General features: G+C 60.0%; 15 protein-coding genes. 2 read left to right on the top strand and 13 right to left on the bottom strand.

Annotated features, from left to right (window positions below; genetic code table 11):
• Positions 1-45: 45 nt before the first annotated feature.
• From ACJ5NV_RS14070 to pdxR, 12 genes are all read right to left on the bottom strand, one after another.
• The gene (locus tag ACJ5NV_RS14070) at positions 46-918 is read right to left on the bottom strand and encodes a dimethyl sulfoxide reductase anchor subunit family protein (protein ID WP_411644675.1); all 873 of its coding nucleotides are present in this window, start codon (positions 916-918) and stop codon (positions 46-48) included.
• A complete protein-coding gene (locus ACJ5NV_RS14065) occupies positions 918-1679 on the bottom strand; it encodes a 4Fe-4S dicluster domain-containing protein (RefSeq protein WP_411644673.1) in 762 nt (253 codons plus the stop codon). Before ACJ5NV_RS14065 ends, ACJ5NV_RS14070 begins: the two co-directional genes overlap by 1 nt.
• Positions 1676-1819, bottom strand: a complete 144-nt coding sequence (locus tag ACJ5NV_RS14060; RefSeq protein WP_411644672.1) for a hypothetical protein — start codon at positions 1817-1819, stop codon at positions 1676-1678. Before ACJ5NV_RS14060 ends, ACJ5NV_RS14065 begins: the two co-directional genes overlap by 4 nt.
• The gene (locus ACJ5NV_RS14055; protein WP_411644671.1) at positions 1816-2313 is read right to left on the bottom strand and encodes a hypothetical protein; all 498 of its coding nucleotides are present in this window, start codon (positions 2311-2313) and stop codon (positions 1816-1818) included. The genes ACJ5NV_RS14060 and ACJ5NV_RS14055 overlap by 4 nt, the downstream gene beginning before the upstream one ends.
• Positions 2310-5135, bottom strand: coding sequence for a molybdopterin oxidoreductase family protein (locus ACJ5NV_RS14050; RefSeq protein WP_411644669.1), 2826 nt, complete (start codon positions 5133-5135; stop codon positions 2310-2312). Before ACJ5NV_RS14050 ends, ACJ5NV_RS14055 begins: the two co-directional genes overlap by 4 nt.
• Positions 5136-5153: 18 nt before the next feature.
• On the bottom strand, positions 5154-5918 hold the full coding sequence (locus ACJ5NV_RS14045; RefSeq protein ID WP_411644667.1) for a TSUP family transporter: 765 nt from the start codon (positions 5916-5918) through the stop codon (positions 5154-5156).
• Complete coding sequence (locus ACJ5NV_RS14040) at positions 5918-6982, bottom strand: acetate/propionate family kinase (RefSeq protein WP_411644665.1); 1065 nt, start codon at positions 6980-6982, stop codon at positions 5918-5920. The genes ACJ5NV_RS14045 and ACJ5NV_RS14040 overlap by 1 nt, the downstream gene beginning before the upstream one ends.
• Positions 6979-7914 carry a phosphate acyltransferase gene (locus ACJ5NV_RS14035; protein ID WP_411644663.1) on the bottom strand — a complete coding sequence of 312 codons (936 nt, stop codon included), beginning with the start codon at positions 7912-7914 and terminating at the stop codon, positions 6979-6981. The genes ACJ5NV_RS14040 and ACJ5NV_RS14035 overlap by 4 nt, the downstream gene beginning before the upstream one ends.
• Positions 7915-7927: 13 nt before the next feature.
• On the bottom strand, positions 7928-8671 hold the full coding sequence (locus ACJ5NV_RS14030; RefSeq protein WP_411644661.1) for a sulfite exporter TauE/SafE family protein: 744 nt from the start codon (positions 8669-8671) through the stop codon (positions 7928-7930).
• 3 nt (positions 8672-8674) lie between these two features.
• Entirely contained in the window at positions 8675-10447 is a 1773-nt protein-coding gene (gene xsc, locus ACJ5NV_RS14025) for a sulfoacetaldehyde acetyltransferase (protein WP_411644659.1), read from the bottom strand.
• Between the two features lie 137 nt (positions 10448-10584).
• Positions 10585-11256, bottom strand: coding sequence for a hypothetical protein (locus ACJ5NV_RS14020; RefSeq protein WP_411644862.1), 672 nt, complete (start codon positions 11254-11256; stop codon positions 10585-10587).
• A gap of 94 nt (positions 11257-11350) precedes the next feature.
• Complete coding sequence (pdxR, locus tag ACJ5NV_RS14015; protein ID WP_411644657.1) at positions 11351-12832, bottom strand: MocR-like pyridoxine biosynthesis transcription factor PdxR; 1482 nt, start codon at positions 12830-12832, stop codon at positions 11351-11353.
• Between the two features lie 172 nt (positions 12833-13004).
• Between pdxR and ACJ5NV_RS14010 the strand changes: the two genes are divergently transcribed.
• Positions 13005-13415: a hypothetical protein gene (locus tag ACJ5NV_RS14010; protein WP_411644655.1), complete on the top strand. Its 411-nt coding sequence runs from the start codon at positions 13005-13007 to the stop codon at positions 13413-13415.
• A gap of 88 nt (positions 13416-13503) precedes the next feature.
• On the top strand, positions 13504-13656 hold the full coding sequence (locus ACJ5NV_RS14005; RefSeq protein WP_411644653.1) for a hypothetical protein: 153 nt from the start codon (positions 13504-13506) through the stop codon (positions 13654-13656).
• Between the two features lie 141 nt (positions 13657-13797).
• On the opposite strand, the gene ACJ5NV_RS14000 is transcribed toward ACJ5NV_RS14005, so the two are convergent.
• The gene (locus ACJ5NV_RS14000) at positions 13798-15180 is read right to left on the bottom strand and encodes an aminotransferase family protein (RefSeq protein ID WP_411644651.1); all 1383 of its coding nucleotides are present in this window, start codon (positions 15178-15180) and stop codon (positions 13798-13800) included.
• Between the last annotated feature and the right edge of the window lie 35 nt (positions 15181-15215).

The following is a 15215-nucleotide window of genomic DNA, read 5'->3' as shown; positions in this document are numbered from 1 at the left end:
GCCCGTTAGATATGGCCCGCATTCTTGTGGGCCTTTTTGTAAGTTTTAGCGCTTCCCATAATACAGCCCGACCACATGCTCTGCCTGTGCAAAGAACAGCCAGCGCAGACAAAGCACGCCGGCGATATGGCTCAGCACCGCAAGCGCGGCAAAGACGTGGTTATGCGGCAGCAATAGCAGCACGACCGGCAGCAGAAATGCCAGCAGGATCGTAATGACGCGCAGCTGCAACGCATGTTTGCGCCCCACCACGTGAATGAATTCGCGCATCAGATAGCTCGTCCCGGTATGCGGCGGCTCGAACGCGCGAACGCTGCCGATATGACCCAGCCCTGTGGCGCTGGCCATGTTGGTCCGGGATGCGGCCAACTGGTCGTCCCCCACACCCCATGCGAACATCTGCAAGATGCCACAGGCCAGCAGCAACACGGATGCCAACCGGACCTGCCCGGCCAACAGCGCGCCGCCGCTGAGTGACAGCAGCAGATATAGCATCGGTGTTGTCCAATGCCGCCAGCGCGGCACGGTCTTCATTTGTGTGTAAATCATCGCGGTCGTGAACACGACGCCCAGCGATGCCAGCCCACCCAGCACACCGACCGGTACAAGCCGTGTCCCCGCAAAGACCAGTACGGCCCCATAAAGTGCCATCACCAGCAGCGCAAAAATCGCACAAATCCCCTCACGGCTCAGCCAACTGGTGCGCCATTGGGTCAGGGCCTTAATCGCCCGTTCCGGACGGCCAAGGTGAAAAGTCGATGCGATCAGCCCGCCGACGGCAAAGAGGTAGGCGATAGTGAACCAGATAAAGGCGCTCAACCCGGTGGGCACCAGCACGCCCATGCCGAGCCAGAACAGCAGGCCAAAGCCCAAACCGGAAAACGTGTTGAAGATGATGACACTTGGGGCTGGATGCATCAGTTTCGCCCGCCCGGCAGTGTTGAGAGCGCCTTATCAAGCCAAGCGGCAAAGCCTTGGCCGTCTTGCGCGACGGGTTCCAAAAGCGGGGCGAGTATGTCGATCTCTGGCGCCTGATCTTTGGGGCGCGGCGGCAGGTATTTGTTCACCGGTTTTGTGCCTTGCTCTGGCATCAGGTCAAACCCGCCGCGTTCTGCCACAAGCTGGCTGACATCGCTGTCCGGATCACCCAGATCGCCGAAATGACGCGCGCCCGCAGGGCAGGTGCGCACGCAGGCGGGCTGGCGGTCTTCCTCGGGCAGGTTGTCGTTGTAAATCCGATCCACGCAAAGGGTGCATTTCTTCATCACCCCTGCCGCGGCATCCAGTTCACGCGCACCATATGGACAGGCCCAGGCACACAGGCCGCAGCCGATGCAATCGCTTTCATTGACCAGAACGATCCCGTCTTCGGCGCGCTTATAGCTGGCCCCTGTGGGGCATACAGTGACGCAGGGGGCGTCTTCACAATGCAAACAGGACTTGGGGAAGTGGATCAGTTGCGCCGGACCCGCCACGGGCTGGACCTCGTAGGAATGGACCCGGTTCAGGAACGTCCCCGACGGGGCTGCGCCATAGGGGTCCTGATCCGACAAGGGCGCGCCGTAGTTTTCAGTATTCCACCCCTTGCAGGACACCACGCAGGCATGACAGCCCACACAGGTATCAAGGTCGATCACAAGGCCTAATTTCTTGGCTGATGGCGGGGGGAGTTGGGTCATGTGATGGCCCTTTGCATATGTGTCGGCGTGCGCATGCCAATCGGTTGTTCTTTTTCAGCTTCCCACGTGGCAATGAACCAGATGAAACTACCGATTATCAGCGTAAGGAAGAGGGCGATAAGCAAAAGGGTCTTTTTCATGATCCCACCGCCTTCGTCGCCATGCCGAAGTAGACGATATATGGGCCTACCGCGAGTCTTCCTATGTAGTCCAGATCACCCACCGATGTGGCAAGATTGGTCCGTGCTGTGCATTCTGTTGTGGTGCTGTTCCAAGGAGCTTCGGCCTCGGATGGCCATCCGTTGTTTTCGGCCTGCGCTTTCACAGCAAAGGCAGCAGTGCGCGGCAGCGACGGCATGAGATCGGTCTGATACCCCCACATGCAGATATTGGCCGTATCATCATGGACTGCGACGATTTCTGCAAAGACGCCTTCGATTTCAACGCCGTCTTTATAAAAGCCAACTGCATCTGCGCGGCCGTCAGCGCCGAACCCAATATCGACAATACCAAGCCGCTCATCTTCGCGCTGTGCGTCAAGTGCGGCAGCTAGCAAGGCGGCCTGATAATCCGCTTGCCCGTCAGCAAAAGCGGGCGTTGCGGCCGACAGGCACAAGATGATGGTACGGATCATTCCCCCACCTTCCATTTCAAAACATCCGGCCCCTTGCCGACAGGCGTCCCGACCGGCGGCATCACCGGCTGCGTCTCGACCGGGGCGGCGGATTTTTCAATTTTCACGCGCAGGTCGAACCACGCGGCTTGGCCGGTGACCGGATCAGAGTTCGCCCAGCGCAGCCCGTCCCCCTTGGGCGGCAGCAATTCGTGGATCAGGTGGTTGAGCAGGAACCCTTTGGTGGCCTCTGGCGCGTCCTTGTCCAGCGCCCACGCCCCCTTGCGCTTGCCGATCGCGTTCCATGTCCAGACCGTGTGTTCATTCAGGCTTGCCTGATGGGCGACCGGCACCGTGATCGCCCCATGCGCCGAACTGACGCGCGCCCAGTCGCCGTCCTGAAAACCATGTGCCGCCCAGACGGCGGTGGGTACATAAAGCGGGTTGCGCCCGTGGATTTGCCGCAGCCAGGCGTTTTGACTGCCCCAGGAATGATACATTGCCATCGGGCGCTGAGTCAGGGCGTGCAGCGGGTATTCTTCGGGGTCCACATGACCGTCCTCGAATGGTGGATACCAGATCGGCAGCGGGTCCATCGTGACCTTGATCTGACCGCGCAGGTGGTCCGGGGGCTGGCGGCTGCCGAAACCTTCGGCGGCGGCTTGGAACTTGCGTAACGGTTCGACGTAAAGCTGGAAAATATAGGGCTGTTCCACATCGTAGAAGCCCATTTTCACCGCCCAGTCTTGATAGTTCTGGCTGAAGGGTTTGTAGTAGGCGGCATTCTCTGGAACATGCTCCAACCAAAAGCCGCCATTGTCGATATAGTGCTGCAATTGATCGGGGTTGGCATCGCCCCGGCCTTCGCCCGACCCATCCGTATTGCGCCAGCCAGCCAGCGGCCCGATGCCGGGGCGGCGAATGTGGCTGGTGATGTAATCGGCGTAATCGGCATATTTCGCGCTGCCGTCCTCATTCACAAAGCCCGGCAGCCCCAGCCGTGCGCCCAAATCGCAGAGGACGGATTGAAACCCGCGCACATCCCGATCGGGCTTTACCACCGGCCAGCGGATCGCATCGGCCACCGCATCCGCCTCGCAGATCGGACGGTCAAGCAGGCTGATGCAATCGTGCCGTTCCAGATAGGTCGTGTCGGGCAGGATCAGGTCGGCATAGGCGACCATCTCGGATGAATAGGCATCGGAATAAATGATGCGCGGGATCACATAATCGCCGTTCGCGTCGGTATCGGTCAGCATCTTATGCACACCGCCGGTGTTCATCGACGAATTCCACGACATATTCGCCATATACATGAACAATGTGTCGATCTTATAGGGATCGCCCGCATGCGCGTTTGAGATCACCATATGCATCAGCCCATGGGCCGACATCGGGTTTTCCCAGCTATAGGCTTTGTCGATCCGCTTGGGCGCGCCAGCCTCATCCAGCAGCAAATCTTCGGGACCATGCGTATAGCCCAGATGCGGGCCATCCAGCGGCGCGCCGGGGGTGACCTTGGCATGAGGTTTGGGATGGGCGGTGGCAGGCTTGGGGTAGGGCGGCTTGAAGCGCATGCCGCCTGGTGTTTCCACCGCACCCAGAATGATTTGCAACACATGCAGCGCGCGGCAGGTCTGGAACCCGTTAGAATGGGCCGAAATCCCGCGCATCGCATGAAAACTGACCGGGCGGCCGATCATCTGCGCATGTCGCTTGCCTCGGAAATCTGTCCATTCCCGGTCCAGCGTAATCGCCTCGTCAAAGGCGGTGCGAGCCAGATCGGCAGCGATGGCGCGAATGCGGGCCGCAGGGATGCCGCAGCTTTCGGCGACGGCTTCGGGTGCGTAATCGTCGGACAGATAGCGGTCGGCCATCAGGTGAAACACCGGGCGATGGGTCACGCCGTTGACAATATGGGTCGCGGCCAGATCAGGCTCTACCCCTGCGCCATTCCATGCGGCCAAAGCGCCGGTGCGCCGGTCGATCACCTGCGGCTGCCCATCTGCATCGCGCAGGAACAACCCGCGCTGGTCGGACTGCGGGTCTTCGTTCACCAGCACAGAGGCATTGGTGAAACGCGCCAGATAATCCAGATCCACCTTGCCCGCCTTCATCAGGCAATGGATCAAAGCCAGAATGAACTGCCCGTCCGTGCCCGGCGTGATCCCGAGCCAATCATCGGCCACAGCGTTATAGCCGGTGCGGATCGGGTTCACCCCGATCATCCGTGCACCACGTGCCTTCAGCTTGCCGATACCCATCTTGATCGGGTTGCTGTCATGATCCTCGGCCACGCCGAACAGCATGAATAGCTTGGTATTGTCCCAATCGGGCTGACCGAATTCCCAGAACGCGCCGCCCATGGTGTAGATGCCAGCCGCAGCCATATTCACCGAACAGAACCCGCCGTGGGCGGCATAATTTGGCGTGCCAAAACCTTGCGCCCAAAAGCTGGTGAAAGACTGCGACTGATCGCGACCGGTGAAAAAGGCGAGCTTTTCAGGATGCTTTTCCCGGATCGGTTTCAGCCAGTCGGTCGCCATCCCCAGCGCTTCGTCCCAGCTGATTTCTTCAAATTCGCCAGACCCGCGCGGGCCAACCCGTTTCAACGGTGCACGCAGCCGTGACGGCGCATTATGCTGCATGATCCCCGCCGACCCCTTGGCGCAAAGCACACCTTTGTTGACCGGATGATCCTTGTTGCCTTCGATATAGGCGACCTTGCCGTCCTTCAGATGCACGTTGATCCCGCAACGGCAGGCACACATATAGCAGGTCGTCTTGCGCACCTCGTCCGACACTTTGGGCGATGTGTCCAGCTTGGGCTGTTCAAATGACATCAACGGCAACCTTTCACGTTACGATACCATAGTCCGGGTCAGCCCCGCAGCGGCCAATGCGCAAAGCAAAGCCAGACAGAAGGACCGATAATAGCGCGAAAGCACAGGTGTGAACATCTTTTGGCCCAGATAGACCCCGACCAGTGTCGCAGGAACAAAGACCAACCCGCGCGAGATACCGGAAAAATCCATCACACGAAAGGCGAGCAGAGTGATCAAGGAGGTAACGGCCCCAAACAGAAGGAACAACACAAGCGATCCGCGCATTTGCCGCGCGGGCGCATCGCTGGCCAGCACATAAAGCGCCACGACCATGCCACCCACATTGGACAGCCCGCTGACGATCCCCGCCACAACACCCGTCCCATAAAGACCGGGCCGCGAGGCCAGAAACCCCAGCCGAACCTTCGCCAGTTGCGACAGGGCCAGCGTGATGATGATGCTCAGCGCGATGATTTTTGAGGTCTCGACTGGCAGGCTCACCGTCAAGGCCAACCCCACTGGCCAGCCCAGCGTCGAACCGATGACCAGCGCAATCGCAACGCGCCGGTCCGCATCTTGCCAGCCGCCCTTGAGCATCATCAGCGACGCGCCCAGTTCCAGCCACCACAGCATCGGGATCAGCGCGATGGGGGGCAGAATCACGGTCGCCGTCGCCATGATCATCGCCGACAGCGCAAAGCCCGAAAACCCGCGCACGATCCCGGCCACCAGCACCACGCCTGTCAGGAACAGAAACTCCGGCCCGGTCAGGTTGGTGATGCTGAGCAGACCATTTACCATCAGCCACGTTCCATCATCAGCGCCACCGCATCGCGGGCGATCTGTTTTTCTTCGTCGGCGGGGACCACATGCACGGGGACCTCGCCGAAACAGGCGAGGTGTTCCATGATCCGGTCCCGCACTGGTGCGGCGTTTTCGCCAATCCCACCGGTGAAGGCCACCGCATCCAGCCCGCCCATCGCCACAATGGCCGATCCGGCGTGGCGCGCCGCCCAATAGCAAAAATGATCGACCGCAAAGCGGGCATCGTCGTCCTGCCGATCCAACAGAATTTTCATATTATTGTCGCCCGCCAGCGCCTTTAGCCCGCTTTCCTTGTTCAGCAGGTGATCGGTTTCTGCCGCGCCGATCTCATCCGCGATGCGCAGCACAGCCGCCCCGTCAATATCGCCCGCGCGCGTGCCCATCGTCAGCCCCGACAGTGGCGAATAGCCCATTGAGGTCGCCACCGACGTGCCGCGCAATATCGCACACAGGCTCGCGCCATTGCCCAGATGCAAGGCCAGCAGACGGTCGGGCAGCGCCTCGCCGAATTTGGTCACCATATTGGCATAGGACAGCCCGTGAAACCCGTAGCGGCGAATGCCGTCGTCGTGAAACCTCGCAGGGATGGCGTAGCGATGCTCAAGCTCTGTCACAGTGGCATGAAACGCCGTGTCAAAGCTGGCATATTGCGGCAGGTTTGGCAGGGCAGTGCCCAAGGACAGAATGCCTGTCAGGTTGACCGGGTTGTGCAACGGGGCCAGCGGGATGCAGGCGCGGATATCCAGCACCACCTGCGGCGTGACCCTGGTCGGCGCGGTCAGCTGCGTGCCGCCATGCACCACGCGATGCGCGGCGGCTGTAAACCCCTCTGCCGGATAGCCCGCATCTGCCAGCGCTGCGAGCATACGCGCCAACGCATCGTCATGGTCAGCAGTGGTCACGGGGTGCTTTTGCCCGTTCAACGTCAATGTGCCATCAGTGCCGATATTACTGATCATCCCATCGGCCAGCACGGTCAGGTCCGGCTGATACAGGTTGATCTTCAGCGATGATGATCCGGCATTAATGACAAGGATCATGCGGCTGCCGCCACGATTGCACCCAGTGCGGCAGAGCAAATGCGGTCCGGTGCCTTTTGGCTGCGCGATGTCAGCAGGACCGGCACTTTCAGACCCATCACCAGCCCACCCGCGCAGCAACCCATGCCCAGCACCATCAGTTTGAACAGCGCATTGCCTGACGTGATGTTGGGCACCAGCATGATATCGGCATCGCCCGCCACATCGGATACGTAATTCTTTAGCTTCGCCGCCTCTTGGCTGAAAATCAAATCCAGCGCCATCGGTCCTTGCACGGTCGCGTCGGGCAGGGCGTCTTTGGCCCAGGCTGCGATCTCGGCCGCTTCCATCGTGTTTGGAATGGATGGGATCGGATCCTCGGTCGGAGAGAGCAGCCCGGCCTTGATCTGCATATCGCCCAAAGTGCGGGCAAGGGCGACCGCATGGATCAGGCAGGCTTTGCGCGTGTCCAGATTAGGGTTCACGTTCAACGCGGCATCGGTCAACAGCAGCGGGCGTTCCGACCCCGGTTTGGTGATGTGAAACACATGGCCCGCGCGCGCACCTTCTTCGCGCAGCCCGGCCTTGGACGGTAGCAAACCTTTCAAAAAGGTCGAAGTATGCACCTGACCCTTCATAATACTATTCACCTCACCATGCCGGGCGAGCATTGCGGCCAGCGGTGCGGCGGCTTCATGGGGGGCGTGCTCCAACCGGTAAGGGCTGATATCCCAACCAATGCGGTCTGCGGCCGCGTTAATCTTATCGCGATCCCCCAACAGCACCGGTTCAGCAAGACCCAGATCAACAGCCTCGCGCAGACCGCTCAGGGGCACATCGCTGCCGGCGTTGACCAGTGCCACGCGTGGGGTCGGCAGCGCCTGCGCACGGGCCAGAAGGCCGGGCGGGCAGGGGGCGGTATCCGTGGCAAGGAAGGGGAAGGCAGAGTTCATCGGGCGTAACCTTTCATGACAGCATTGCCCGGATCAGACCTAGCCCCGCCAAGATCAGCAAGAGCAAAACCGCGAATTTGCGAAAGGTCGCAGGCGGTGTCGACAAAAAGCGCCGCCCGCCCAGCCAGACCCCGCACGCCAAAATCGGAAAACACAGCAGTGCGGCCAGTGCCGTGTCCCACGACACGATCCCGCCCAGCGCCATCAGCGGCAAGGTCAACAAGTCCAGCCCGGTCAGATAGATGATCATTGTGGCGCGGAACGTGGCGGCCTGCATCGGTTGGGCCGACAGAAATGCGGCAACCGGCAACCCGCCGACGCCTGCGCTGTTGATCGCACCTGACAGCAGCCCAACGCCCAGCGTGCCCGGCGCGCCGATCCGGCGTTGCAAAGTCCAGCCAGACAGCAGCACCAGCGCCATAATCCCCACGATCAGCGACACGGTCAGGCGCACATTTGCATCGCCCAGCGACAGGACAAGCGTGACTGCGAAGGGCAAGGCGATGGCCGCCCCGGCCAGCAACGCGCTGACCCGCCGCCAGTCCACCTGACCGCGAATGCCCCGCGCCTGAAACACTGTCATCAGTATTTCGCACAGGAACACCACCGGGATCAGGGGCAACGGGTTGGTCAGCAGCGCCGCGAAGGCGATGAAGATCGCCGAAAATCCGAACCCCGAATAACCGCGCACGAATGCGGCGGCCAGCAGGGCGCAGGCCAGCGCCGCTGCTGTGGCGAGGGGCAGATCGAAGGGCAAAAATTACTCTGCCACCATATCGCTTGCGGCGACTCCGGCCACGCGGACCGGTTTCTTCATCGCGTCCCGGCGGAAAGGTTCGCCCAGCTCTTGGTTCAGGATCACCTCGATCAGAGTGGTGACATTGTATTCCATCTGATCCTTGATCGCCTGATTCAGCAGCGCAGTCAGCTCATCCATCGTCTTGGCCTGCACGCCTTTCAACCCGCAAGCCTGCGCAATTCCGGCATAAGACACCTTCATGTCCAACTCTGTCCCGACAAAGTTGTCATCAAACCACAATGTAGAATTACGCTTTTCAGCGCCCCATTGGTAATTGCGGAACACAATTTGGGTAATGGCAGGCCATTCATCACGGCCAATCGCCGTCAGCTCATTGACCGAAATGCCAAAGGCCCCGTCACCAGCGAAACCAATCACTGGCACATCCGGGCAGCCGATCTTAGCGCCGACAATTGACGGCAGACCATAGCCACAAGGGCCAAACAGACCCGGGGCAAGATATTTGCGGCCCGTGGGGAAGCTGGGGTAAGCATTGCCGATCGCACAGTTGTTGCCGATATCGGAAGAGATGATGGCATTCTCCGGCATTGCCGATTGGATCGCACGCCACGCCATACGCGGGCTCATCCAGTCGGGGCGGGCCGCGCGGGCGCGTTCGTTCCACGTCGTGCCCGGATCATCATCTTCGTGATCCATCGACGACAATTCCTGCGCCCAGGCCGATTTGGTCTGCGCGATCAGCGCCTTGCGGTCGTCGCGGCCGGTGTCACCTGCGCTGTCTGCTAGTGCCTCCGTGATGCCCTTCGCGACCTTTGCCGCGTCACCAACGATCCCGACGGTGACCTTCTTGGTCAGGCCAATCCGGTCGGGATTAATATCCACCTGAATGACCTTGGCCTGCGTGGGCCAGTAATCAATGCCATAGCCCGGCAGCGTCGAGAACGGGTTCAATCTTGTGCCAAGCGCCAGCACCACATCCGACTTGCTGATCAGCTCCATCCCCGCCTTAGACCCATTATAGCCTAGCGGTCCGGCGAAAAGCGGGTGTGATCCGGGGAAGGCATCATTGTGCTGATAGCCGACGCAGACAGGGGCATCCAACCGCTCGGCCAGCGCCTTTGACGCGTCGATCCCGCCCGCGGCCAGCACTACGCCGGCGCCGTTCAGGATCACCGGGAATTTGGCGGTAGACAGCAGTTCCGCCGCCTTCGCGATAGAGTTTTCACCGCCGGGGCTGGCTTCAAACTCGATGGGATCGGGGATTTCGATATCCACCACCTGTGTCCAGAAATCGCGGGGGATGTTCAGCTGTGCGGGTCCAGACAGGCGCTTGGCTTTGGCGATCACACGGGCTAGCACCTCGGCCACGCGGGACGGATCGCGCACCTCTTCCTGATAGGCGACCATATCTTCGAACAGTTTCATCTGCTCGACCTCTTGGAACCCGCCCTGACCGATGGTCTTGTTGGCGGCCTGCGGGGTCACCAGCAGCAGCGGGGTGTGGTTCCAATAGGCAGTCTTTACCGCCGTCACGAAATTGGTGATGCCGGGGCCGTTTTGGGCGATCATCATCGACATCTCGCCCGTGGCGCGGGTGTAGCCATCGGCCATCATGCCGGCTGACCCTTCATGCGCGCAGTCCCAAAAGTGAATGCCAGCGGCAGGAAAGATATCCGAAATCGGCATCATGGCAGACCCGATAATGCCAAAAGCATGTTTGATACCATGTCTTTGCAGGGTTTTGACGAATGCTTCTTCAGTGGTCATTTTCATCGGGCATAATCCTTGCAGCGGGAAAAAGGGGCGGGGTTCGGCCCTGTTTTGGCGTTAACCTAGGCTTGTGGCAAGGGGGGATATAGGGCCAATTGGATCATGCGCTTAAGGCCAGTTTCCACGGCGGGATCATTCGATTACAAGGTGGGGAAAATCTGTGCCATCTCTGCATGAAACCGGGCCCAACTGATCGAGGCGCGGTTGCCCGCAACCCCGTGGTAATGCGACTGGCCTGATGCATTGGGCAGCCCCGCCCATATCCGCGCAAGGTTGTTCATAAAGCCCACCTTGTCGATCTCGCCGTCCAGAAAAGCCTCATACCCGGCCTCGCGCAATAACAGGTCCGCCAAGCGGTCCTGCACGGCGGGGCCGAACTGGGCTGTGACCGGCGTGCCCGAACGCGCCACCAGCCGTTTCAGCGTTGCAGGGATAAACTGATAGCGGCCAATCGCATGGGGTTGGCCCGGCGTGGCCGCGATCCAGGCATAGATTTCGGCAATGCTCATGTCGGTGGGGCGTTTTGATGGGCGCTGGCGCGCACCATGTTGGACCGCGTCATAGCCGTCACGCCCGGATTCCGCCCGTGAAATTAGATCGAACAACTGGCGGACCCGCGGATCGCCGCGCCATGTGCCCAGCAGCGGTGTCACACCCGACCGTATCGGCGCGAAAAGACTGCGGCCGGTCGCGCCAGCAAACAAACTGGCAGAACTTTGCTGGCTGGCCACAGGCTCCATTTCAAACAGCGCCCCGCGCGACTGCATAAACCCGCTGTCCGCCATCGCGACATAAGGCCAAATCAAGCACATCAGCCAAAACAAAAATCTGTTTAGTTGCAACATTCTGTCCGCATCCCGTCCCGACAGGGCAAGGCATGACAGCAAAATCTTGCAAAACCGTTTCTTAGATCGAAATGCTTTCGCCCGCCATCTCCTTCAGCGCCGCCGCGATCAGGGCGACACCTGTTGGGATGCGCGCCACGGGGATAGAAGAATAGGCAAGACGAAAATACTGGCGCGGCGGGTCCTCAGCGGCAAAGAACGCGGCCCCCGGCTCAATCAGAACGCCATCCGCGCGCAGGCGGGCCGCCAGCAGGGCCGTATCCACACCCGGCGGGGCCTTCATCCAGACAGCAGAGCCGCCATATGTGCCGACGCCCGCCACGGTCAGATCATGCGCTTTCAACGCTGCATCCAGCACTTTGCGCCGCTCGTGATAAGCGCGGCCCATTCGGCGGATCAGCGCATCATAATGGCCCAGCGACAGGTAGTAGGCGACCGTGCGCTGGATATGGCCCGGCGGATGGCGCAGCACCGTTGCGCGCAGGGCCCGCGCCTCGCGGATGAATGGGGCGGGGCCCACCAGATAGCCAAGCCGCAGCCCCGGAAATAGCGATTTCGAAAACGAACCCACATAAATCACCCGGCCATTCTGATCGAGGGACTTCAAAGAAGGAGACGGCGATTTCAGAAACGACATCTCAAATTCATAATCATCCTCGACGATCAGGAAATCCTCGGCCTCGGCCTTTTGCAGCAGCGCTTTGCGCCGGGCAATCGGCATGGTAGCGGCGGTCGGGCATTGGTGGCTGGGGGTGGTAAAGACCACATCGGTGCCATCCGGCAAGGCATCAGGCGGCAGCCCATCCGCGTCTACCGATACGGTGCTTAGCTGACAACGGGCTTGCGTCAGGATCGTGCGGAGCGCGGGATAGCAGGGGTCTTCAATCGCAGCAAGGCGGCGGCTGTTCAACAGCACCTGCGCCGACAGCCACAGCGCGTTCTGCGCGCCCATGGTCAGCAGCACCTCATCCTCATGGGCAAGAATACCACGGCGGGGCAGGATCTGACGGGTGATGAAATCCACCAGCTTGGGGTCATCGCGGTCATAATAATCCGCCGTCAACGCCGTGAAATCGCGCATCCCCAGTGCCTGTAGGGCGCAGAGGCGCCAATTCGTGCTGTCGAACAATGTCTTGTCGGCCTGCCCATAAATGAACGGATAGCGATAGCTGGCCCAATCGGCGGGTTTGTCGAAATTCACCCCCGGTGTGAACGGGCGACCAATTGCGCGGGTCCAATCGACCGTGCCTGTGGCGGCGCGCTGTGCGGCAAAGGCGGGTGGTTCGGGGGCGTTTTCAGACACGTAATAGCCCGAACGCCCGCGCGAGGTCAGGTAATCATCCGCCACCAGTTCTGTATAAGCGAGGGTGACGGTGATCCGGCTGACCCCCAGATGCGTGGCCATCCTGCGCGAGGATGGAAGACGCTCACCGGGACGGAACCGGCCTTTGAGAATGCCCTGCGCCACCATCTGCTGAATGCGGGCCTGCAAGGTGCCCTCGGCAGCGGTATCTAGAAAAAACGTCTCAACGGAAATCGACATGTACTGGCCTTATTTTGACGCCAGATTGGACCTATCGCGCGGGGATGACAAGCGGCCACGCGATCTTAACCAACTTTTCAGAAATACACCGGTAACGGGCGTTTTTTAGGAGTTTGTTAAGCCGCAAAATGGCATTTTCAGCGCAGATCGCGTGCCACAGAAAGGTCGGACCATGATCGCACCTATTTCTCCTCAGGGGCCTCTGACGGGCCTGCCCATCGGCGAACTGCAACCTGCTGTCGCCCCCCAGAACCAGACTGTTGCCGCCCCGGCGGAAACAGAGCGCAGCGATACCGACAACAAAACCGGCAACGGCGATAAACAGGACCCGCGCGAACAGCGCGAGGCTGATGCCCGCAAGCGCGAGGTCCCGCAGGATGACCGCAGTCTTGCCCGCTCTGTCGTCGAAGGAAAGCTCGAAGAACAAACAGAGGAAGAGAGCGGACCGACACTAACGCTGAACCCCGATGACAATCGGGAGGCAAAGGCCAAACAGCTGGCCGAAGCGGCGTTTGTTCAGGCGCGCGAGATACAGCAACAACAGCAGGATAAGGCGGTCACCGCCATGCGCGAACGGCTCTGATCTGACGAGCCGAAAACTATTTGCAGCATAGATCGACGGAAATCATTCTGGTGCGCGTTAAAACCTCAGAGCCGCACAGGAGACACCAATGAACCCGCTCCATCTTGCCTTTGTATTCGTCATGGGGGCCGCCTGTCTCGCCACCTTCGTGACATCCGAAACGCTGCACACAGATGCAGCCCCTTCCGCCCAGATGGTCGCGCACTGGGACGGTGCCGGATCCCACCGCACGTTGCGTTAGTCCCCCAGATGCCGTGCGGTGGGGTCCGACGCAAGTCCGACGCTTTTCCGACGCCAAATCAATAGCAAAAATCCGGCCACTTGGGTTGGATAAACTTTTGTTGTGAACGGGTTGAGACATCGGCCCAAAGGGGCCGGCATGTCAGCCCAGCACCCTACCAATCGCCTTATCAACGGCAGCGACAACCTGATCAAGGTCGTCCTTGGTCGCGATCAGCGCGGGTGCAAATAGCAGCGTGTTATTAAAGCCCGGCACTGACCTGTTTGTCCCGCCAATGATAACACCCTGCGCCATACAATCAGCCACAATCGCCGCCGTGTATTTTTCGTCAATCGGCTCTTTTGTATCGCGGTCGCGGACCAGTTCAGCCCCGGCGAACAACCCCTTGCCGCGGATGTCACCGATCCAAGCGTGCTTGTCCATCAGCTCTGACAGGCGGCCCATCAGGTGGTCACCCATCGCGGCGGAATTGGCGACAAGGTCTTCTTCTTCGATGATCTTCATATTCTCGATAGCTGCGGCAGGCCCGCCCGTGCAACCGCCAAAGGTGGAGATATCGCGGAAATAGCTCATCTTGTCGGTGTCATCTTTGAACATTTCAAAGACGCGGTTTGATGTAACGCAACAGGAAATCGCGGCATAGCCAGACGCTACGCCCTTGGCCATCGTCACAAAATCCGGCTCGATGCCAAAGTGTTGATATCCAAACCAAGTCCCCGTGCGGCCAAACCCGCAGACGACCTCGTCGATATGCAGCAGAATATCATATTTGCGGCAGATTTCCTGCACACGCGGCCAGTAGCCTTCGGGCGGGACGATAATACCACCACCAGCGGTGATCGGTTCCAGGCAAAGCGCGCCGATTGTATCGGGGCCTTCGGCCAGGATCACATCCTCGATCATCTGCGCGGATTTTTCGCCATAAGCCTCACCGGTGGACCCGTCCTGGCTGCGATATTCCAGACAATGGGGCACACGCACAAAACCGGGAGCGAAGGGGCCGTAATGAGCATTGCGATCATCCTGCCCACCAGCGGACAAGGCAGCGATGGTCGTGCCGTGATAGTCACGGTCGCGATACAGAATCTTATGCTTTTTGCCGCCATAGTGTTTCTGGCTGATCTGGCGAACCATCTTGAACGCCTTCTCATTCGCTTCGGACCCGGAATTGGCGTAGTAAACACGGTCAAGACCGGGCATTTTTGCCGTAAGCATCTCGGCAAATGTGGCAGCGGGGATCGTGCCCATTGTGCCGCCAAAGAAACACATCTTGGTCACCTGATCGGCAATCGCTTTGCCGATCCGTTCGCGGCCATAGCCCACATTCACCGTCCAGACGCCACCGGCGACCGCATCAATATGTTCTTTGCCCTTAATGTCCCAAAGCCGTAGACCTTTCCCCTCAACAATAATACGGGGATCAATCGTTTCAAACGGTTTGTGCTGGACCAGATGATGCCAGACATGGGCGCGGTCCGCTTCGATCACCTGTTCCGGATCGTTGGGAAGGGAATAACTATCCATCGGCGGGACTCCATCAATACCAAGGGGGAGGGCGG

This window comes from Loktanella agnita (assembly GCF_046640325.1).
Classification (GTDB): domain Bacteria; phylum Pseudomonadota; class Alphaproteobacteria; order Rhodobacterales; family Rhodobacteraceae; genus Yoonia; species Yoonia agnita.
This window is presented reverse-complemented; position numbering and strand designations above follow the sequence as displayed.

What these genes read in the sequence shown, in the direction of transcription:
- ACJ5NV_RS14070 (WP_411644675.1), bottom strand. Translation starts at nt 918, where the DNA reads ATGCATCCAGCCCCAAGTGTCATCATCTTCAACACGTTTTCCGGTTTG.
- ACJ5NV_RS14060 (WP_411644672.1), bottom strand. Translation starts at nt 1,819, where the DNA reads ATGAAAAAGACCCTTTTGCTTATCGCCCTCTTCCTTACGCTGATAATC.
- pdxR (WP_411644657.1), bottom strand. Translation starts at nt 12,832, where the DNA reads ATGTCGATTTCCGTTGAGACGTTTTTTCTAGATACCGCTGCCGAGGGC.
- ACJ5NV_RS14005 (WP_411644653.1), top strand. Translation starts at nt 13,504, where the DNA reads ATGAACCCGCTCCATCTTGCCTTTGTATTCGTCATGGGGGCCGCCTGT.
- ACJ5NV_RS14050 (WP_411644669.1), bottom strand. Translation starts at nt 5,135, where the DNA reads ATGTCATTTGAACAGCCCAAGCTGGACACATCGCCCAAAGTGTCGGAC.
- xsc (WP_411644659.1), bottom strand. Translation starts at nt 10,447, where the DNA reads ATGAAAATGACCACTGAAGAAGCATTCGTCAAAACCCTGCAAAGACAT.
- ACJ5NV_RS14055 (WP_411644671.1), bottom strand. Translation starts at nt 2,313, where the DNA reads ATGATCCGTACCATCATCTTGTGCCTGTCGGCCGCAACGCCCGCTTTT.
- ACJ5NV_RS14000 (WP_411644651.1), bottom strand. Translation starts at nt 15,180, where the DNA reads ATGGATAGTTATTCCCTTCCCAACGATCCGGAACAGGTGATCGAAGCG.
- ACJ5NV_RS14020 (WP_411644862.1), bottom strand. Translation starts at nt 11,256, where the DNA reads ATGTGCTTGATTTGGCCTTATGTCGCGATGGCGGACAGCGGGTTTATG.
- ACJ5NV_RS14040 (WP_411644665.1), bottom strand. Translation starts at nt 6,982, where the DNA reads ATGATCCTTGTCATTAATGCCGGATCATCATCGCTGAAGATCAACCTG.
- ACJ5NV_RS14045 (WP_411644667.1), bottom strand. Translation starts at nt 5,918, where the DNA reads ATGGTAAATGGTCTGCTCAGCATCACCAACCTGACCGGGCCGGAGTTT.
- ACJ5NV_RS14035 (WP_411644663.1), bottom strand. Translation starts at nt 7,914, where the DNA reads ATGAACTCTGCCTTCCCCTTCCTTGCCACGGATACCGCCCCCTGCCCG.
- ACJ5NV_RS14010 (WP_411644655.1), top strand. Translation starts at nt 13,005, where the DNA reads ATGATCGCACCTATTTCTCCTCAGGGGCCTCTGACGGGCCTGCCCATC.
- ACJ5NV_RS14065 (WP_411644673.1), bottom strand. Translation starts at nt 1,679, where the DNA reads ATGACCCAACTCCCCCCGCCATCAGCCAAGAAATTAGGCCTTGTGATC.